We start from the raw sequence: 18,196 nt of genomic DNA on the forward strand, positions 1-18,196 counted from the left end.
GGGAAGGTATGCGGGCGATGGCATGGCTCGTCTTCTTCGGCCTGGCCCTGGCCTTGGACTACACGGTACAGGGAGAGGTTCTCTACCAGGCCAAGGCTCCCCTGGGGTCCTTTAGCGGCAGGAACCCCACCTTGAGGGGTCAGGCCAGCTTTGATCCCGCCACGGGGCGCTTACAGGGCAAGGTCTGCCTGGACCTTTCCGCCTGGGACTCCAAAGAGCCCCTGCGCGACCGCCACACCCGGGAGATGTTTGAGGTGGACCGCTTCCCCCAAGCCTGCCTCACCCTCAAGGGCTACGATGCGGCCGGGAGCGCCCTCCTTGGGGACCTGGAGCTTCACGGGGTGCGCCGGGCGGTGAGGATTCCCCTGCGTTACCGCCTGGAGGGGCGAAGGCTCCTCTTCTCCGGGGAGTTCGCCCTCGCGCTCAGCGATTACGGCCTCAAGGCGCCGAGCTTCATGGGGATGCGGGTGCAGGACCGGGTGGAGGTCAGGGTGCAGGGCGAGGGGGTGGCCCCGTGAGCCGGGCCCTCCTCCTCTTCCTTTTCGCCTTGGGCTTGGCCTCGGAGGGGGAGCGGTACCTTTACGTTCGCTACGATGCGGAGAAGGGTAGGGCCACGCTCTCCGATGGTTCCCCCTTGCCTCCCGGTCTTTCCCTGGTCCCCGGCCAGTACGTGGAGGTCAAAAGGGGAACCCTCAGACCCAAGGAGCAGTGGCAACCCCCCCAGGACCTGGTGAAGGTCTTCTGGCCCCAGGGGGCTTCCCGGGTGGTCTTCAGCCACGAGCGGCACTTCGCGGCCTTGGGGGCCAAGGGGGCTACCTGCCAGACCTGCCACGAGAGCCTGGACCGGGGGCGGACCTGGCGGAGCCTGGCCCCAGGCCCGGCCCTGGAGCCCCACGGACCCAGTTCCTTGGGCCGCTTCTGCGCCACCTGCCACGACGGGCGGGCCAAGGCCTCCGCCCTTTCCGGGGCGGGGCTTCCGGTCTTCGCCGCCTTTGGCCGGAGGGGGGACCCGGCCTGCGCCCGGTGCCACGTTCCCAAGGACCACGGCCAGGACTTCACGCCCCGCCACGGGGAGGTGGCGGAGCACGGTGGAGGCCAGCGTTGCGCCACCTGCCACCGGGGTGCGGACCGCATTTCCCCCGCGGAGACGGCCCTGGTCCGTGCCTTCCAGCAGGCCCAGCTTGCCCTCATCCGAAACCCCGAGGACGAAAAGGCCTTCAACCAGGTCCTGCCCAACAACTTCTGCGCCTACTGCCACGGCCTGGACCTGAAGGCTTGGCAAGGAGGTGAGCGGTGAAGGCGTGGGTGCGCCACCGGTTTCCTGAGCTGGTAGCCTTCTTCGGCGCCGTGGGGTTATTCCTCACGGGGGTGGAACTCCTCCTCATGGACCACACGGAGGGGATCCAGATTCTTGCCCCGCTTACGGCCTTCGCTGGGGCCCTTCTGGTGGGCCTCGGCTTGGTTCTTCGGTGGTGGGGCTTCGCCCTGGCCCTTTTCCTTTTGGCCCCTCTGGGCCTCTTCGGGTTCTGGCAGCACCTGGAGGAGGGGTTGGAGGCTGGGGTCTCCGGAACCTACCGTTGGGTGGACGAGGAGGGCGAGGCGTGGGAGGAGGATGGGAAAAACGCCCCCCCGCCCCTCGCCCCCCTCTCCCTCTCCGGCCTGGCCCTCCTGGGGGCCTTGGGCCTCTATGCTAGGGAAGAATGAGGGTCCTGGTCCTGGAGGACGAGCCCGGCCTCCTGGAGCCCATCCTGGCCTTCCTGCGCCAGGCCCGCCTCGAGGCCCAGGGCGCCCGGAGCCTGGCCGAGGCTTACCGCCTCCTGGGGGAGGGCGAGCCTGAGGTCCTGGTGGTGGACGTGCGGCTGCCGGAGGGGGAGGATGCGGGCTTCCGCTTCGCCGAGGAGGTGCGGCGGGCGGGTTACCGGGGCGGCATCCTCTTCCTCACCGCCCGGGACGCCCTGGAGGACCGCGTGCGGGGCCTGGACCTGGGCGGGGACGATTACCTGGTGAAGCCCTTCCACCTGGAGGAGCTCTTGGCCCGGGTGCGGGCCCTGGCCCGCCGGGGGGCCTCCTTCAAGGGAAGGGTTTTGGAGCGGGGTCTCCTGCGGGTGGACTTCGCCCGCCGCCGGGTCTTTTGGGGGGACCGGGAGGTGGTCCTTTCCCCCAAGGAGTTCGCCCTCTTGGAGCTCCTCTCTCTTTACCCCGACAAGGCCTTTTCCAGGGAGGAGCTTCTGGAGCGGGTCTTTCCCGGGGCGGAGTCGGAGGCCATCCTCCGGGTGTACGTGCAACGCCTGCGGCAGAAGCTCGCCCCCTGGGTGGTGGAGCGGGTGCCCGGGGGGTACCGGTTGGGGGGGGCGTGAGCCTGCGGCGCCGCCTGGCCCTGGCCTTTTTGCTGCTCTCCGCCTCGGGGGGCTTCCTGGAGGCCTTGATGGGGTACTGGTCCTTCCGCAACCTGGTGGAGCAGGACATCCGGGGAGACTTGGCGGAGGTGGGGTCCAGGGTCCTCGGTGCCCTGGAGCTGACCCCCGAGGGCCCCCGCCTGGCCCGTGGGGATATCTTCGGGACCCATTATGTCTTTGGCTTCCGCCTCCTGGAGGACGGCCACCTGGTCCTGGAAGGGGGGTTTCCCCTGGAGGAGGGGGGAGCCTGGCGCACCTGGCGAACCCCCTGGCAGGGCTACACCCTGGAGGTTCACCTCCGGGTGGAGGAGTACCGCAGGGCCCTGGAGGACTACCTCAAGGCGGCCCTCCTTCCCCTCTTTCCCCTGGTGGTCCTCTCGGGTTTTCTCGGCCTCTACCTGGCCGCCCGGCTCACCCGGCCCCTGGCCCTTTTGGGCCAGGCCCTGGACCACCTCTCCCGCCTGCGCTTCCCCGAACCCCTGCCCGAGCCCTCTGAAGGGGAACTTTCCCGGGTGGTGCGGGCCTTCAACCGGGTGGTGGGGGCGGTGCGGGCGGCCCTGGAGCGGGAGCGGGCCTTCACCCGCCACGCCTCCCACGAGCTGCGCACCCCCCTGGCGGTTCTGCAGGCCCAGCTGGAGGCCCTGCAAAGGGGGCATCTTCCCCAGGAACAGGCCTTCCCGGAGATGCGCCGGGCGCTGTGGCGGATGCAGGCTACCCTGGCGGGCCTTCTGGAGCTCGCCCGCCTGGGGGAGGGGGACCTTGTCCCCCTGGAACTCGGGGGCTTTTTGCGAGAGCGGTTGGGGAGGGAAACGTTGCGCCTGCCGTCGGAGTCCGTCTGGGTCCTGGCCCACCCGGAGCTTCTTGAGCGGGTTTTGGAGAACCTTCTGGAGAACGCCGAGCGCTACGGGGCCCCTCCGGTGGAGGTGGGCCTCGAGGCGGGGGAGAAGGAGGTTCGGCTCACGGTGCGGGACCATGGCCCCGGCGTTCCCCCATCCCTGCTTCCCCGGTTGGGAGAGCCCTTCACCAAGGGGGAGGCCGGGGGGACCGGGTTGGGCTTGGCCTTTGTCCGCCTGGTGGCCGCCTGGCTCGGGGGGCGGGTGGCTTGGGAGAACGCCGAACCGGGTCTGCGGGTGGTCTTGACCTTGCCGAGGTGGCGGGATGTGGACGCGGCGTAGCTTCCTGGCCACCCTACTGGGGACGCTTTCCACCGCTACGGGCGGGAAGGAAAGGGAGCGGGAAGAAGCAAAAGGGGGGCGCCCCTCCCCCTTCTACGGCCTGGTGGAGGCCGTGGAGGGAGGGGGCCTATGGGTGGCTGGACGGTACGTGGAGGCGGCTGGCGGGCTATGGCCCTACCTGGCCCCGGGCATGGCGGTGCGGGTGGAGGGGAGAAGGGTCCGGGTGGTGGAGCCCAGGGTCTGGGCCTACTTCCAAGGGCCTGGTTCCCTCGTGGGGCTTGCCGGGGACAGGGTGCGGGTCTGGTGGGCGGAAGGGCGGCCATGGAAGGTCCTTAGGGGAACGGCGAGGGAAGGGGTGTTGGTGGCCCGCTTTGCTGAAGGAGTCTGGCAGGGCCTTCCTCCCCCCTTTACCCTAAGCCCCCCGCCCAGGAAGGGCTGGTGGCGGTGGGGGCTGAGGAGGGGAGTGTGGGCCCCGGAGGCTTTCCTGGAGGAGTGACCCTGGTCCACCCTCCCTTGGCCGCCCCTCACCCCTGGCAACGGGGGCAGAAGTGGGTGCTCCTTCCCGCCACCCTCCGCCTTTCCACCGGGTGGCCGCACCGGGGGCAGGGAAGGCCCGTCCGGCCGTAGACGGCGTGGCGCTCTTGGAAGCCTCCGGGAACGCCGTCGGGCTGCTGGTAGCTTCCGTCGGAAAGGGTGCTTCCCCCCAAGGCCACCGCCTGAGAGAGGACCTCCCGGATGGCCCGGAAGAGCCTCCGGGCCTCCTCCTTCCCCACCTCCTTCCCCCGGCGGAAGGGGGAAAGGCCCGCCCGGAAGAGGGCCTCGTCGGCGTAGATGTTGCCCACCCCCGCCGCCAGGCGTTGCTCCAGAAGGAGGGCCTTGAGGGGTTTGGGGCTTGCCTTTAGAGCCCGGTAGAAGGGGGGGAAGCGGAAATCCGGCGAAAGGGGCTCGGGGCCGAGGCGGGAAAGGAGGGGGATTTCCCGGTAGTCGCCCCTTTCCACCACCCAGATGCGGCCGAAGCGCCGGGGGTCGTGGAAGTAGAGGGCTCCCTTCTCCATGAGGAGGCGGGCCCGGGTGTGGGGGGTTGCCTCCAGGCGGAAGCCCCCGGTCATCCCCAGGTGGAGGACCATCTCCAGGCCCCCGGAAAGGGCCAGGAGGAGGAACTTCCCCCGCCTCCTTACCTCCTCCACCCTTCGCCCTTCCGCCCTTTCCGTGTGGCGGTAGCGGGCGGGGTCTTGGTGGACTACCTGGAGGAGGGTCTGGCCCAGGACCAGAGGCCGAAGCCGCCTACGGGTGGTCTCCACCTCAGGAAGCTCGGGCACGGGGCCTCCTTTGGGCCAGGAAGCGGTAGAGCCCCTCGCCGATCCCAAAGGGGGTGAGGAGGAGAAGGAGGGGGTAGAGGGGCCAGAGGAGGGGGAGCCTCCGGCTTAGGGCCAGGAGGGCGGCGTAGCCCCGGTGGGTCCTCCTCCCTTCCAGGACGTGAAGGGCTTTCCGGAGTTCCACCTGGGGGAGGTCTGGGGCCTCCTGGAGAGGCTCCACCCGGAGGGCCTTCCCCAGGTCCAAGGCCTTAAGGGCCCGCCCCAGGGCCCGGCAGTAGGGGCACTCCCCGTCAATCAGCACCCGCATGCTCCTCCACGGGCACGGGCTGGCCCTTCTCGTTCACCGCCACGTAGGTGAGCTCCCCCCGGGTGGCCAGCACCCGGCCGTTCTCCTGCCCGAAGCGCTCCTTGTAGACCTCCACCTCCACGGTGAGGGAGGTCCTGCCCACCCGCACCACCCTGGCCACCACCTCCAGGAGGTCCCCGGTGCGGATGGGTACCTTGAACTCCACGCTGCTCACCGCCACGGTCACCACGGGCTTTCTGGCCCGGCGGGCGGCGGCGTAGGAGCCCACCTTGTCCATGAGTCCCAGGACGAAGCCGCCGAAGGCCGCCCCCAAGGGGTTGGTGTGTTCGGGAAAGACCAGCTCGAGGGTGCGCGCCTCCATACCCTTCTAGGCTACTCCAGAAGGGCCTCGGTGAGGCGGGCCATCTCCCGGTCCTTCTCCGTAACCCCCCCGGCGGAGTGGGTCCACCACTCCACGGTGACCTTGCCCCACTCCACGGTGAGGCGGGGGTGGTGGTTTTCCCTCTCGGCAAGCTCCCCCACCCGGTGGGCGAAGGCCAGGGCCTCCCGGAAGTTCCGGAAGCGGAAGGCCTTGACCAGGCGCTCGGGGTCTTGGCGCACCTCCCAGTCCATGGACCCGAGGATAAAGGAAAACCCCCGGGCCCATGGTGCCCGGGGACAGGTTTGGTTGCGGGGGCGGGATTTGAACCCGCGACCTTCGGGTTATGAGCCCGACGAGCTACCAGGCTGCTCCACCCCGCGTCGCCATCCTTAACTATAGCCGGGGGGAGGGCTTATGTCAAGCACCTTGCCCGGGTTCAGGAGCCCCTCCGGGTCCAGAAGGGCCTTGATCCTTCGCATCCAGTCCAGGGAAGCCCCGTGCTCTTTGGGGAGGAACTTCTTCTTGCGGAGGCCCACCCCGTGCTCGGCGGTGCAGGTGCCCCCGAGCTCCAGGGCCTTTTCCACGAGCCTCTCGGCGTAGGCCTCCGCCTTCGGGTAGTCCTCGGGGAGGACGGGGACCAGGGTGTGGAAGTTCCCGTCCCCCACGTGGCCCAGGATGTTCCCGGTGAGGCCCATCTCCAAAAGAAGCCCCTGGGCGAAGCGCACCATCTGGGGAAGCCGGGAGAGGGGGACGGCGGTATCGGTGATCACGAAGCGGTGGCCGGGGAAGAGGTGGACCAAGGCCCAGTAGGCCTGGTGCCTGGCCTCCCACTGCCTTTTGCGCTCCTCCTCGGTCCTGGCGGCCTCCACCTCTAAAGCCCCGGCCTCCTTCACGAGCTCCAGGGCCAGGGCCATCTCCGCCTCTAGGGCCTCCTTGGTGGAGGCGTGGAACTCCAGGAAGAGGGCGGGGCGCTCGGGGAAGCCCGCCTTTAGGTACCGGTTCAGCGCCCGCATGGCGAGCTCGTCCAGTAACTCCAGCCTGGCCACGGGAAGCCCCGTAGCCATGACCCGGTAGCTCGCCTCCGCCGCCTCCTCCACGCCGGGGAAGAAGACCCTTAGGGCGTGGACGTGCTCGGGGAGGGGGTGGAGCCTTAAGGTGAGGCGGGTGATGACCCCCAGGGTGCCCTCGCTTCCGATGAAGAGGTCCTTGAGGTCGTAGCCTGCGGAGGTCTTGCGCACGCCGCGGCCGAGCTCCAGCACTTCCCCGCTCGCCAGGACCACCTGGAGGGCGAGGACGTTTTGCCGCATCCCCCCGTAGCGCACCGTGGTGGTGCCGCTGGCGCCCGTGGCCGCCATCCCCCCAAGGGAGGCGTCCGCCCCCGGGTCCACGGGGAAGAAGAGGCCCGTTCCCTTCAGGGCCTCGTTCAGGGCCTTGCGGGTGAGGCCGGGCTCCACCACGCAGAGGAAGTCCTGGGGCGAGACCTGTAGGAGGCGGTTCATCCGGCTCAGGTCCAGGCTGATGGCCTCCCTGGTGGGGTAGAGGTGGCCCTCGAGGCTCGTCCCCGCCCCGAAGGGGATCACCGCCACGCCCCACGCCCGGGCCCATTGGAGGGCTTTTTGTACGTCCTCCACGCCCTCCGGATAGACCACGGCCAACACCGGCCTCGCCTCGGGGTAGCCCTCGTCTTTGCCGTGGCGCAGGCGCTCGCTCTCCGAGAGGTCCACCTTCCCCGGGAAGAGGCGCTTCAGGGCTTCCAGCTTGTCCATGCCCTTGAGTTTACGCCTTGCCCAGGAAGGGGACCGCGCCCAAGGGGAAGGGGAAGCCCCACCCCGGCCAAGAGCCCCTCAGGTTTCGTAAAGTTGGGCCTGGAGCCGCCAAAGCTCGGCGTAGGCGCCGTTCTTTCGCAACAACTCCTCATGGGTCCCTTCCTCCACCAACCGGCCTTCCTGGAGGACGAGGATCCGGTCCGCCATGCGTACCGAACCCAGGCGGTGGGTGATGAGGATGACCGTCTTACCCCCGGCCATCTCGGCGAAGCGCCTGTAGAGGTGGGCCTCCTCTTTGGGATCCAGCGAGGCCGTAGGCTCGTCCAAGACCAAAAGCTTGGCCTTGCGGAAGAAGGCCCGCGAGAGGGCAACTCGTTGCCACTCCCCCAGGGAAAGCTCTGTGCCGCCAAAGGCCTTGGACAGGAGGGCCCGGGGGCCAAGCTGCTGGAAGAGCTCCCAGGCCCCGCCTAAGCGTAAGGCCTCTGCGACACGGTTAGGGTCGGGCTTCGCGTCCGGGTCGGAAAGGGCGACGTTTTCCTGGAGGGTTAGGGCGTAGCGGCCAAAGTCCTGGAAGACTGCGGCGATGAGGGAGCGCCAGGCCTTCAAGTCTATTTCCCGGAGGTCAATCCCGTCCACCAGGATGCGGCCCTCCGTGGGGTCGTAGAAGCGGAGGAGGAGCTTCACCAGGGTGGTCTTGCCCGCCCCGTTTTCCCCCACCAAAGCCAGGCGCTCCCCCCGTCGGAGGGCAAAGGAGACCCCCGCAAGCGCCCGCTTTCCGTTGGGGTAGCAGAACCCCACCCCTTCAAACCGGATCTCCTCAAAACCCTGGACCTTCCTGCCCGGGCCAGTCTCTGCCATGGAAGCGGGCCTGGCTAGGAAGCTTTCCAGCCTTTCAAAGTACAATAGGCTTTCGTACAGCATGCCCCCGTCCTGGACTAGGGCGTAGAGGTTTTGCTGAAGGCTTCCCACCGACTGCAAGAGGAGCACCAGACTGCCCAGGCTCCCTCCCAAAAGGGTCTGGCGCAGCCCCAAGAAGAGGGCAAGAGCCGTGAAAAGGGCGCTCAGTAGCACCAGCAGGCTGGTCCCTAGGGCCTGGCGGCCTCGAGCATGGCGCAGGCTTTGGTAGAGGCTACGGAAGGCCTCGAGGTAGCGTCTGCGGAAGAAGGGCAAAAGACCGAATAACCGCACCTCTTTGGCAGCCTCGGGGCTCAGGAGCACCTCGGCGAAGTAGCGCATTCGCCGGGCCTCGGGGGCCCCGAAGAGTAGGGCTTCCCACACCCCCTTCTGGAGCCGAAAGGTGAGCCAGGCCTGGGGCAGGGTGGCCAAAAGCAGGAGTAAGGGGAAGAAAGGCGCCAGCCCAAATAGCAGGAGAAGAACCCCGAGAGCGGCGAGGACCTCCCGGAAAGCGTTGCCCAGGAAAACCAGCAGGTTGAGGGGCTGGTAAGGGGCCTGGTCGCGTAGCACCTGAAGCTCATCGTGAAAGCTGGGATCCTCAAAGGGGGTCAGATCCGGCGTACCGGCCACCTTCTCCATGAGGAGCAGGTGAACCCGAGCGGTGAGCTTTTCGTTCACCGAACCTTGCAGGTAGGCCACCCAAGGGGTGAGGAGGAAGTCCAGGCCAAAAGCCAGCGCTAACCCCACCAGCGGCCAAAGGAGGGTTGGGGTAAAGGGACTACCCCCCAGTGTGGTCGCCAGCTGGTCCACCAAGGCACGGGTGAGGCCCAGCACCGCCACCGGAACGAGCCCTCCCAGGACCAGGAGCGCAAGCAAAAGGGCGCTATCCCTGGGGCTTGCGCGGAAGATGTGCCGCAGCGCAGGGAGCAGCAGGCGCCAAAGGGATCTTTTACTCAGCCCCAACCACCTCCTGCGGACGAGAAATCCAACGCGTGGGGTTGATGTAGTTAGAAGCTATGTATTCCCACTCCTTTTCCGAAATTGGCATCATGTCTTCCACCGCATAGCGGTTTCGCATAGGCTGGGTAGGGTCGTGGCGGAGCACCGCTTTGTACCCCTCGGGGATACTTACGAGGTCAAAGGATTGACCTCTTTCATCCCACTCCCAGATGAAGACTTCCCCCAGTAGCGCATAGAAAGCATCCCTATGGGCGTCCAGGTTGCGGGCGTACACATTCGCTGGGCAGTACCAGCAGGAGGTGCGGTATTTCCCGCAAGCCACCACTTCCAGTGGCCGCACGTAGTGCCGGAACTTGAAGATCTCCCCGAAGAAGACCAAAGTAGGCCGCTCAGCGGGCTGAGCGATGATGCCTCCTTGAGGATGGTAAACGTACTCAAGCTCCGAAGATGGGCCCAAGCGAAGGACCAGGCCGTAGTTATCCCTAACCTCCACGAGGCCGTCCCGCGTTTTAAGGATATCACCAACCTCCAGCGTCATGCCCTCTACGATTGGTAAGTCCTTTCTACCGCGGAAAAGCGTGGGTTGTTCGCCTCCTTGTCCAGCTTGCCGAAGGACCCGAGTAACCGTGTAAACCGTCATTTGCTTCACCCCCTTACGGGTTAGCCCCAGGGTAGCAGGGGGGAGGTTATGCGGGGTTACGTGGAAAGGGTTCCACACTTGGCCTTCTGCGTAACCTCGCGTAACCTTGGGCCCCCCGCGCAACCCCCCTTCAAGGAAGCAGCTCTACCCCGGCCCGCCTTCGCAGCTTGCGGTCCGAAGTGGCGAGCCCGGCCCCTTGCCTGCGGGCGCGGTGGGCCAAGAAGGCGTCCACCAGGCTGAGCCCTCCCTTCCCGGCCTCCTCCAGGGCGGGGCGGAGATCCTCCTCGTCTTCCAGAAGGACCCCCTCCCGGTCCAGCAGGTCCAAGAGGGCCCCCGCCGCCTCGGCCCGCCCCACCCCGTAGAAGGAGACCAGGGTGTAGAAGGCCTCGGCCACCGCCAAGGGGTGGACGGCCAGGGTGTAGCGCCCCTCCTCGGCCCCGCGAAACACCTCCAGGGCTTGGGCGGCGAGCTCCGGCGGGTCTCCGGTCAGGAGGCGGAGCATCAGGGAGGTGTCCAGGTAGTAAGGCTTCAAGCCCCTTCCCTCCACGCCTCCTCCCGCGCCCGCCTCTCCGCCTCTTCCCCGGGGAACCCCCGTTTGCCCTTCAAGCGCCCGAGCAGGGCTTCCAGGGGTACGCGGCGCCGGGGGCGGAGGAAGGCCCCCCCTTCCCGGAGCTCAAAGACCACCTCTTCTCCCGGGCGGAGTCCAAGGGCCTCCCGGATCGCCTTGGGAAGGGTGATCTGCCCTTTACTGCTTATCCTGGACTTTACCATTCCCTTTTCACTTTACCACGGCCTCCATTCCGGCGCCACAAAGCCGACTTTGCCGGCGAGGCTCACGAGGGAGGCTTGCCCCTCACCGCCACTCCCTTCCCACCCAGGGGGCGAGGGCGAGGAGGAGCCCCCCGGCCAGGAGGAAGGGGAGGGGGAGGGCCACCCCTGCCAGGGCCCCGCCCAGGAGGGGGCCTAAGGGGGCCAGGGCCCCGGTCAGGAAGAGAAAGCCCCCCGCCACCCGGCCCCGAAGCTCCGGGGGGGCCTGGCTCAGGCGCACCGCCCCGGCCACCGCGCCGAAGAGGGCGCCCCCAGCCCCCAGGAGAAAGGTCAAACCCGCGAGGAGGGGCCAGGGGGGAAGTAGGGCGGTCCCCAGGAGGCCTAGCCCTGCGAGGCCCAGGGCGAGCCTCAGGGTACCTCCTTCACCTAACCGCCCCAGGACCGCCCCTACCAGGAGCCCTCCCAAGGCCCCCCCGAGGCTCTGGACTGCGCCCAGGAGGCCCAGGACCCAGGAGGCCTCCCCCAGGCCCCGCAGAACCACAAAGGGCAGGAGGCCGGCGAAGAAGGCGTAGGCCAGGCCCAGGAGGGCCTCCTGGAGCAGGAGAGGACGGAGGGAGGGGCTTTCCCAAAGGAAGCGCAAGCCCAAGAGGCTTCCCCCCTCTGGTCTCACCGGGGACCTTGGGGGCAGGGGAAGGGCGCGGTAGAGCCCGGCCGCGAGGAAGAGGAGCCCGCTTCCCAGGCCAACAGTCCAGGGGCGGCTTCGGGTGAAAAGGAGACCCGCGGCCAGGTCAGAAAGGGCGTCGGCGGCGGTGTAGAGGGCCCCCAGCTGCCCCCGGGCCCGGGCCAGGGCCTCTTTGGGGAGGAGGTCGGCGAGGAGGGCCCCGGCGGCCACCATCCGCAGGGCCTCCAGGAAGGCGAAGAGGAAACCCAAGAGATAGAGGGGGAAGAGGACGGGGATGACGAGGAGAGGAAGGAGGGCCAGGGTGAGCCCTCCCTGGCCCAAGGCGGCCAGGAGGAGGAGCCTTCCCCTGGGCCACCGGTCGGCCAGATGCCCCCCGTAGAGGGCGAAGAGGGGCTCGGCCAGGAGGCGGAAGGCCAGGGCTAAGCTGGCCTCTAGGGGGCTCAAGGCCCCAAGAGCGGTGAGGGCGGCGTGGGCGAAGTAGAAGAACCCCGCCCCGAAGAGGCGGAAGGCTTCCAGCCAGAGGAGGAGGGCCAGCGTCATGCGCTTACAGGTTAACCGGAAACGGACCAAAAACGAGAAGGGGTAGATTCTCCTTGTCCAAGATTCCTACTCTACTTCTTGCCTTAAGGTCTCCAGTCGCCTAGGGTGGAGGGGTCCTAAGGCGAAGGGAAGAAGGACCAGGAATCCCAAGGCTCCTAGGAGGAGGGGCAGGGTTGGATCCCCCTTGCCCAGGACCCCCGCCCCCAGGCCCCCCAGGGCCCCGGCCCCGTAGAGGAGGGCCCGGATGGCGGCGAGACTTGGGGCCAGGCCCTCCTTGGGCAGGAGCCTGCCCCGCACCGCCCGCAGGTGGGTGCTGAGGAGGGCCACGGCCAGGCCTAAGAGGGGTGGGGCGGCGAGGAGGAGGGGAAAGGGCAGGAGAAAGCCCATCCCCCCGAGGGCTGCCCCTAATGGGCCCAGCCTAAAGGCCAGGGCCGGTGGGACCCGCCCGGCAAAGTAGCTTCCCAAGGTGTACCCTAGGCTTTGCAGCACGAAGACCAGGCCGAAGAGGGCTTCCGGGGTGCCCGCCCGGAGGGCCAGAAGGCCCAGAAGGGCGGTGGTGAGGGCATGGGCCAGGGTAAAGAGGAGGGAAAGAAGGAGATAGGGCCTGAGGGAGGCATAGGCCAGGAGGCGACGGAGGGACCGCCCCAAGGCCTCGGGCCTCGTCGCCTCCTCCCTCTCCCCCTTCTCCCCTGTGAGGGTGGGGCGGAGGAGGGCCCAGGCCAGGAGGAGGATCCCGGCGGCAAGGAGGTAAGGGAGGGCGGGATGGAGGGCGAAGAGGGCGGGGCCGAGGCCTACCCCCACCAGCCCCCCCACCTCCCAGGCGGCGTAGAGCTTGCCGCTCCTTTCCACCAGCCTGTCCCGGCCTCTCCGCACCTGGAGGCCTTCCCAGGCCACGACGGCCAGGTCGGTGAGGACCATAAGGGGGTAAGCGTAGAAGACCAGGAGGGCGGCTTCCCGCGGCAGGAAGGGAAGGGGGAGAAACAGGAGGCCCCGGGCCAGGCGCAACTTTAGGAGGGCCCGGGCCAGGCCTCGCTGCTCCACCCAGGGGCTGAGGAGGAGAAGGGGCCCTAGGGTAAGGTAGCCCAAGGCGGCGAAGAAGCCCACCCATAAGGCCTCCCCCGTGCGGGCCACTTCCAGGGCGAGGGCGCTAAAGCCGAGGGAGGCCCCGAGGTCGCTCAGGGCCTCGGCCCAGAGAGGCCCGTTATGAAAAGGAAACCTCACGGGGACCTCCCCTCCCTCAAGGCGAGGAGCCGCCCGCAGCCCAGGGGCCCCAAGGCCAAGGGCAGGAGGAAGAGGAGGCCCAGGAGGGCGGTAAGGAGGGGCACCCGGGGGCCAAGGGTCCCCAAGCCCCCCGCCAGGAGGGTGCCGAGGAGGCTCCCCAGGGAAAGAAGGGCCACCGCCCCCGCCTGCACCCGGCCTAGGAGGGCCTCCGGCGCGAGGCGCTGCCGGTAGGCCCGGAGGTGGACCCCGCCCAAGGCGCCGCCCATCCCCGCGAGGAAGGCCCCCAGGGGCCCGAAGGGAAAGGGCAGGAGGAGGAGGGCGAGCCCCAAAACCCTCAGCTCGTGCCCGCCCCAAATCCCCAGGCAAGGCCCTACCTTCCCCGCCAGGAGGCTTCCCAGGAAGCCCCCTAAGGAGAGGCCCCAGGGGTAGAGGCCGTAGAGGGCGGGGGGTGCCCCCTGGGCCAGGGCCAGGAGGGGCAGGAGGGCCAGGGCCAGCCCGGAGAGGAAGCTCAAGGCGAGGGCGTAGAGGGTAAGGGGAAGGAGCCTTCCGTCCCCGAGGAGGAAGGCGAGCCCCGCGAAGAGGGCTCTAAAGGTAAGACCCTCCCCCTTCGCCGCCCGTGGAGGCGGGTAGCCGGGGAGGTCCCGGAGGAGAAGGCCCTCCCCCGCGAGGAGGAGGGCTCCCAGGGCAAAGGGCAGGGGCTTGGCGAGGAGAAGGAGGGGGGCGGCCAGGAGGTCCCCCAGGCCGTCCCCCAGGAGCTGGGCCGCCTGCAGCCTTCCCCCCTCCCGCTCCAGCCGGTCCCGGGCCAGGCGGACCAGGAGGGCATGCCAGGCGGGGAGGTCCAGGGCCAGGACGGCCTGGAAGAGGAAGGCCAGGGGGAGGAGGAAGAGGGGTTCTTTGGGAAGAAGGGCGAGGAGGCTGAGGATCCCAGCCCTCAGCCCGATCCCTGCGAGGAGGAGGGTCCTGCGGTCCAGCCGGTCCAGGAGGAGGCCGGCGAGTAGGTCCAGGGGCAGAGTGAGGTAGGGGAGAGCGGCCAAGAGGGCCAGGGTCCAGGTCGTTCCTTCAAGGCCCAGGAGGAGCCCGAGGCCTGTGAAGGCCAGGCTCCCCCCGAAGACGCCTAACGACTCGGCGAAAAGGTATCTTGTCCTCAAGCTGACCTAGTCGGAAAATCCCTCTACTTGCCAGATCGCTCCACTTTGTGGCGAGCACACGAGCATCTTCTCCCCATCAAGAGTAAAGCGCACGCATGAAGCCATGGGGATGCCAGAGACCACCGGGGAATCAAAGCGGTAATTCCGACTTTCTCTTGGATTTATGGCGCGTACTTCGCCTTGCAAGGGTTGTGTTACGTAAAGCATTCCATCAAATGGGTGTGCTATCATGCCCCCAGTCCAACCTAAGCCCCTGGCGAAAGTATGCTCAGGGGCTAAAGCTTCGTAGTGCCCACCATCTTCTGGAACACCAACAATAAGCCCTAACCCGCCGATGGAGACAGCAAAACGTAAGGCCGATCAGGGAAAACTTTAGGATCTGTGCCCCACTTACCACATCCTGCCACGAAGCCTTCCCAACGATCGGGCCAAGCATGTGGAGGTGTATATCCCTCAAAGCCCGGTGTTTCTACAGATGGAACTCCTTGCACTAAGGGTACGGCCTTTCCCGAGGCAATTATGCTTATTCGCCCAACTCCATGTCCTAGATGCTCGGTTACTAACAATCTTCCCAGAGCATCTAAAGCCAAGCTATACGGCTTGCTCAAGTCCTCAGCGTAGATGGCCAACTTTTCCGAGGGACCACCTACGCTGATGTCCCGAATCCTGCCTCCCCAGAACTCGGTAATCAGAATCCGACCATCCGGCAGCGGGCACATGCTGGAGGGCCCCTGGAGCCCCCAGGCGAAGGGCTTGGCCTCCTCCATGTCCCCACCCTTGGTGACGTCCTTCACCTTGCCCGTGGTGCGCTCCACCACCAGGAGCCTGCCGTCCGGGGTCCACTCCATGTGGGTGGGCGCGTGCAGGTTCCAGGCGAAGGGCCTCACGTAAACCCGCCGCGTCCGGCCGCCGAGCTTGACCTCCTGCACCTCCTTGAGCATCTCCTTCACCCCCTTACGGGTTAGGCCTAGGGTAGCAGGGGGGAGGTTACACGAGGTTACGTGGAAAGGGTTCCACACTTGGCCTTCTGCGTAACCTCGCGTAACCTTGGGCCCCCCGCGCAACCCCCCTTCAAGGAAGCAGCTCTACCCCGGCCCGCCTTCGCAGCTTGCGGTCCGAAGTGGCGAGCCCGGCCCCTTGCCTGCGGGCGCGGTGGGCCAAGAAGGCGTCCACCAGGCTGAGCCCTCCCTTCCCGGCCTCCTCCAGGGCGGGGCGGAGATCCTCCTCGTCTTCCAGAAGGACCCCCTCCCGGTCCAGCAGGTCCAAGAGGGCCCCCGCCGCCTCGGCCCGCCCCACCCCGTAGAAGGAGACCAGGGTGTAGAAGGCCTCGGCCACCGCCAAGGGGTGGACGGCCAGGGTGTAGCGCCCCTCCTCGGCCCCGCGAAACACCTCCAGGGCTTGGGCGGCGAGCTCCGGCGGGTCTCCGGTCAGGAGGCGGAGCATCAGGGAGGTGTCCAGGTAGTAAGGCTTCAAGCCCCTTCCCTCCACGCCTCCTCCCGCGCCCGCCTCTCCGCCTCTTCCCCGGGGAACCCCCGTTTGCCCTTCAAGCGCCCGAGCAGGGCTTCCAGGGGTACGCGGCGCCGGGGGCGGAGGAAGGCCCCCCCTTCCCGGAGCTCAAAGACCACCTCTTCTCCCGGGCGGAGTCCAAGGGCCTCCCGGATCGCCTTGGGAAGGGTGATCTGCCCTTTACTGCTTATCCTGGACTTTACCATTCCCTTTTCACTTTACCACGGCCTCCATTCCGGCGCCACAAAGCCGACTTTGCCGGCGAGGCTCACGAGGGAGGCTTGCCCCTCACCGCCACTCCCTTCCCACCCAGGGGGCGAGGGCGAGGAGGAGCCCCCCGGCCAGGAGGAAGGGGAGGGGGAGGGCCACCTCCGCCAGGGCCCCGCCCAGGAGGGGGCCTAAGGGGGCTAGAGCCCCGGTCAGGAAGAGAAAGCCCCCCGCCACCCGGCCCCGAAGCTCCGGGGGGGCTTCTCCCAATCGGATGGCCCCGGCCACCACGAAGAAGGCTAGGCTCCCGAGGCCGAGAAGGAGCGCGCCTAATCCCACCCAGATCCAGTGGGTAGCCCCACCTATGCTCAGAAAAGCTCCACATCCCAGGAGAAGGGCGATTACGAGGATCTTATCTCTCCCGACCCGCTGTGAAAGCTCTCCGCCGAGGAGACTTCCCAGGAAACTCCCCATGCCCAAGAGGGACGAGACGATGCCGTAGACGAGAGGACTTTCCCCCAAGACCCTTAGGAGCAAAAAGGGCAATAGGCTGACCCCCAGGGCGAAAACGAAGGTATAAGTTGCTTCGGCGACCACGATGGGTCGCAGGGTGGGGGCCTGCCAGAGAAAGCGTACACCTTCCCAGACTTCCGTGAGGCGGAAGCGTTTTTTCGGCGTAGGTGCTTTCTCCAAAGGAAGGGAGCGGTAAAGAAGGGCAGCGCCGAAGAGGGCTAGAAGCGCTAGGAAGGGAGGCAGCCAGAATGTCCGGGTTACGAGGATGCCGGCGAAGGGATCTTTCAAGGTATCCACCGCGATGTGGACCGCTGCCGCCCTGCCCCGGGCTTTCTCCAAGCCCACCCTGCTTGCCAAGTCCGCCAGGTAGGCCGAGGCCGTGAGCCCCGTTAGGGTTGAAAGGGCAAAGAAAAGGGCTCCACAGAGGAGAAGCACGATCGGGGTTTTCAGGAACAGGCCCAGGGTTGTCAGAGCCTGAAGCGTTAGCGCAACGGCCAAAAGCTCCCTTCTTGGAATCCTGTCCGCCAAGGCGCCTAGGGGAAGAGCGAGGAGCCCGGCGATTCGCTGTAGGGTGAAAGGAAGGGTGGCTTGCCAGGCAGGATTCCCTGAAAGGGCAAAAAGGACGAAGAGGGGAAGGGTGAAGAGGCCTTCCCCTAAAGTTCTCAGGCCCTCGGCAAGAAAGAATCGCCTCAAGCGAAGAAGTTACGCACCAGGTAGACTACGCCTGAGGAGAAGGAACACACGAACATTTCCTTGCCGTCAGGGCTGAACCTTACGCAACTCGGCCAGTTAAGGCCTTGGACCACGGGCGGCACGTGCCGGTAGTCACCGGGTTTTTCGGGATCCAATGCAAATACAGTGCCTGCAGGTGGATCAACGGCGTAGATTAGCCCATTTACTGGGTGCTGCGTCATTCCCCCCGTAAAACGCAGACCCCTAGCAATCACATTCTTATCGTCCGAGAGGATATCAGCGAACCGTCCGCCTCCTTTGGGCACTTTGAAGATCACAAAATTGGCCTCTAAGATTAGAGATCCGTCCGCAAGGCGCTTAGTCCAGGGGGCGCTTTCGCACCCCATCATCACTTGGGGCCTCAACTCGTACCCCTGGGTCCCCGGCTCTTGGTAATAAACCGGGCTCGCGTAGGGTATTTCCCTGACGTAAGGGAGATGCTTTTCCCTCCCCCCACCCTCTGTGATGTCGGTCAGTTGGCCGAAAAGAGGAGCGACCAACTCACTTACAAAAATCCTTTCCTTGCCGTCTAGTTGCGCCGTAGTAAGGGAATAGGGCCACCTCAGATCAAGGGCATGGACCTTGCTGGAGCCATCCGTAAGGTCAAGGAAGGTAACTCTGCCCCCCCAAGTTTCAGCAACGAAAAGGCCTTTTTCTTTGGGCAGAATGCTGGCTGGTCCTTCTAGATTTTCAGCAACAGTGGTTGCTTTTTCCACCCTGCCCCCTTCTGTGATGTCAAGAATGCGACCGCGGTTTCGTTCGGAGACCAGCAACCGCCCTTGGGGAGTCCACTCCATGTGGGTCGGATACGCCAGACCTTCCGCAAAGATGCGCACTTGCGGCCAGAATCCATTCTGGCTATGCCCCAATGACCTCTTGGCTTGCACCTCCTTGAGCATCTTCTTCACCCCCTTACGGGTTAGCCCCAGGGTAGCAGGGGGGAGGTTACGCGGAGGTTACGTGGAAACGGTTCCACGCCTGGCCCCCCGCGTAACCTCGCGTAACCTCAGGCCCCCCGCGTAACCCTCCCCGTGGCACCCTGGGGGCATGGGGGGCAAGGTCCT

General features: G+C 66.8%; 23 protein-coding genes and 1 tRNA gene. 6 read left to right on the plus strand and 18 right to left on the minus strand.

Going from position 1 to position 18,196, the window contains the following annotated elements; all coding sequences use genetic code 11:
- Nucleotides 1–8 precede the first annotated feature (8 nt).
- From ACZ5RK_RS04455 to ACZ5RK_RS04480, 6 genes are read left to right on the plus strand one after another with little or no spacing between them, the layout of a single operon-like run.
- On the plus strand, nucleotides 9–518 hold the full coding sequence (locus tag ACZ5RK_RS04455) for a YceI family protein (RefSeq protein WP_054647039.1): 510 nt from the start codon (nucleotides 9–11) through the stop codon (nucleotides 516–518).
- Nucleotides 515–1,297: a cytochrome c3 family protein gene (locus tag ACZ5RK_RS04460; RefSeq protein WP_464909825.1), complete on the plus strand. Its 783-nt coding sequence runs from the start codon at nucleotides 515–517 to the stop codon at nucleotides 1,295–1,297. Before ACZ5RK_RS04455 ends, ACZ5RK_RS04460 begins: the two co-directional genes overlap by 4 nt.
- Nucleotides 1,294–1,704, plus strand: a complete 411-nt coding sequence (locus ACZ5RK_RS04465) for a hypothetical protein (protein ID WP_464909826.1) — start codon at nucleotides 1,294–1,296, stop codon at nucleotides 1,702–1,704. Before ACZ5RK_RS04460 ends, ACZ5RK_RS04465 begins: the two co-directional genes overlap by 4 nt.
- Nucleotides 1,701–2,357 (plus strand): response regulator transcription factor, encoded by a 657-nt coding sequence (locus tag ACZ5RK_RS04470; RefSeq protein WP_464909827.1) that lies wholly within the window; start codon nucleotides 1,701–1,703, stop codon nucleotides 2,355–2,357. Before ACZ5RK_RS04465 ends, ACZ5RK_RS04470 begins: the two co-directional genes overlap by 4 nt.
- On the plus strand, nucleotides 2,354–3,571 hold the full coding sequence (locus tag ACZ5RK_RS04475; protein ID WP_464909828.1) for a sensor histidine kinase: 1,218 nt from the start codon (nucleotides 2,354–2,356) through the stop codon (nucleotides 3,569–3,571). The genes ACZ5RK_RS04470 and ACZ5RK_RS04475 overlap by 4 nt, the downstream gene beginning before the upstream one ends.
- Complete coding sequence (locus ACZ5RK_RS04480; RefSeq protein WP_464909829.1) at nucleotides 3,555–4,067, plus strand: hypothetical protein; 513 nt, start codon at nucleotides 3,555–3,557, stop codon at nucleotides 4,065–4,067. Before ACZ5RK_RS04475 ends, ACZ5RK_RS04480 begins: the two co-directional genes overlap by 17 nt.
- 28 nt (nucleotides 4,068–4,095) lie before the next feature.
- Here ACZ5RK_RS04480 and ACZ5RK_RS04485 read toward each other — a convergent pair whose 3' ends face one another.
- The 18 genes from ACZ5RK_RS04485 to ACZ5RK_RS04570 all read right to left on the minus strand — a co-directional run bounded on the left by ACZ5RK_RS04485 (nucleotide 4,096) and on the right by ACZ5RK_RS04570 (nucleotide 18,040).
- A complete protein-coding gene (locus ACZ5RK_RS04485) occupies nucleotides 4,096–4,890 on the minus strand; it encodes a DNA-formamidopyrimidine glycosylase (RefSeq protein ID WP_464909830.1) in 795 nt (264 codons plus the stop codon).
- Nucleotides 4,874–5,194, minus strand: a complete 321-nt coding sequence (locus tag ACZ5RK_RS04490) for a DCC1-like thiol-disulfide oxidoreductase family protein (RefSeq protein WP_054647079.1) — start codon at nucleotides 5,192–5,194, stop codon at nucleotides 4,874–4,876. Before ACZ5RK_RS04490 ends, ACZ5RK_RS04485 begins: the two co-directional genes overlap by 17 nt.
- Nucleotides 5,178–5,555 (minus strand): acyl-CoA thioesterase, encoded by a 378-nt coding sequence (locus ACZ5RK_RS04495; RefSeq protein WP_464909831.1) that lies wholly within the window; start codon nucleotides 5,553–5,555, stop codon nucleotides 5,178–5,180. Before ACZ5RK_RS04495 ends, ACZ5RK_RS04490 begins: the two co-directional genes overlap by 17 nt.
- An 11-nt stretch (nucleotides 5,556–5,566) precedes the next feature.
- A complete protein-coding gene (locus ACZ5RK_RS04500; protein WP_054647081.1) occupies nucleotides 5,567–5,806 on the minus strand; it encodes a 4a-hydroxytetrahydrobiopterin dehydratase in 240 nt (79 codons plus the stop codon).
- 52 nt (nucleotides 5,807–5,858) lie between these two features.
- Nucleotides 5,859–5,935 (minus strand) — tRNA-Met (locus tag ACZ5RK_RS04505).
- A gap of 9 nt (nucleotides 5,936–5,944) precedes the next feature.
- Nucleotides 5,945–7,321 carry an FAD-binding oxidoreductase gene (locus ACZ5RK_RS04510; RefSeq protein WP_464909832.1) on the minus strand — a complete coding sequence of 459 codons (1,377 nt, stop codon included), beginning with the start codon at nucleotides 7,319–7,321 and terminating at the stop codon, nucleotides 5,945–5,947.
- 78 nt (nucleotides 7,322–7,399) lie between these two features.
- Nucleotides 7,400–9,178, minus strand: a complete 1,779-nt coding sequence (locus tag ACZ5RK_RS04515) for an ABC transporter ATP-binding protein (RefSeq protein ID WP_464909833.1) — start codon at nucleotides 9,176–9,178, stop codon at nucleotides 7,400–7,402.
- Entirely contained in the window at nucleotides 9,165–9,713 is a 549-nt protein-coding gene (locus tag ACZ5RK_RS04520; protein WP_054647077.1) for a hypothetical protein, read from the minus strand. Before ACZ5RK_RS04520 ends, ACZ5RK_RS04515 begins: the two co-directional genes overlap by 14 nt.
- A gap of 232 nt (nucleotides 9,714–9,945) precedes the next feature.
- A complete protein-coding gene (locus ACZ5RK_RS04525; protein ID WP_464909834.1) occupies nucleotides 9,946–10,347 on the minus strand; it encodes a PIN domain-containing protein in 402 nt (133 codons plus the stop codon).
- Nucleotides 10,344–10,586, minus strand: a complete 243-nt coding sequence (locus ACZ5RK_RS04530) for an AbrB/MazE/SpoVT family DNA-binding domain-containing protein (protein WP_054647637.1) — start codon at nucleotides 10,584–10,586, stop codon at nucleotides 10,344–10,346. The genes ACZ5RK_RS04525 and ACZ5RK_RS04530 overlap by 4 nt, the downstream gene beginning before the upstream one ends.
- 82 nt (nucleotides 10,587–10,668) lie before the next feature.
- Nucleotides 10,669–11,805 (minus strand): MFS transporter, encoded by a 1,137-nt coding sequence (locus ACZ5RK_RS04535; protein ID WP_464909835.1) that lies wholly within the window; start codon nucleotides 11,803–11,805, stop codon nucleotides 10,669–10,671.
- Nucleotides 11,806–11,871: 66 nt separating this feature from the next.
- A complete protein-coding gene (locus tag ACZ5RK_RS04540) occupies nucleotides 11,872–13,026 on the minus strand; it encodes a hypothetical protein (protein WP_464909836.1) in 1,155 nt (384 codons plus the stop codon).
- Nucleotides 13,023–14,174: a hypothetical protein gene (locus ACZ5RK_RS04545; RefSeq protein ID WP_464909837.1), complete on the minus strand. Its 1,152-nt coding sequence runs from the start codon at nucleotides 14,172–14,174 to the stop codon at nucleotides 13,023–13,025. Before ACZ5RK_RS04545 ends, ACZ5RK_RS04540 begins: the two co-directional genes overlap by 4 nt.
- Before the next feature lie 323 nt (nucleotides 14,175–14,497).
- Entirely contained in the window at nucleotides 14,498–15,115 is a 618-nt protein-coding gene (locus ACZ5RK_RS04550; protein WP_464909838.1) for an NHL repeat-containing protein, read from the minus strand.
- 130 nt (nucleotides 15,116–15,245) lie between these two features.
- A complete protein-coding gene (locus ACZ5RK_RS04555; RefSeq protein WP_464909834.1) occupies nucleotides 15,246–15,647 on the minus strand; it encodes a PIN domain-containing protein in 402 nt (133 codons plus the stop codon).
- Nucleotides 15,644–15,886, minus strand: a complete 243-nt coding sequence (locus tag ACZ5RK_RS04560) for an AbrB/MazE/SpoVT family DNA-binding domain-containing protein (RefSeq protein ID WP_054647637.1) — start codon at nucleotides 15,884–15,886, stop codon at nucleotides 15,644–15,646. Before ACZ5RK_RS04560 ends, ACZ5RK_RS04555 begins: the two co-directional genes overlap by 4 nt.
- A gap of 82 nt (nucleotides 15,887–15,968) precedes the next feature.
- Complete coding sequence (locus ACZ5RK_RS04565) at nucleotides 15,969–17,093, minus strand: MFS transporter (protein WP_464909839.1); 1,125 nt, start codon at nucleotides 17,091–17,093, stop codon at nucleotides 15,969–15,971.
- The gene (locus ACZ5RK_RS04570; RefSeq protein ID WP_464909840.1) at nucleotides 17,090–18,040 is read right to left on the minus strand and encodes a hypothetical protein; all 951 of its coding nucleotides are present in this window, start codon (nucleotides 18,038–18,040) and stop codon (nucleotides 17,090–17,092) included. The genes ACZ5RK_RS04565 and ACZ5RK_RS04570 overlap by 4 nt, the downstream gene beginning before the upstream one ends.
- Between the last annotated feature and the right edge of the window lie 156 nt (nucleotides 18,041–18,196).

This window comes from Thermus kawarayensis JCM 12314 (genome assembly GCF_055393575.1).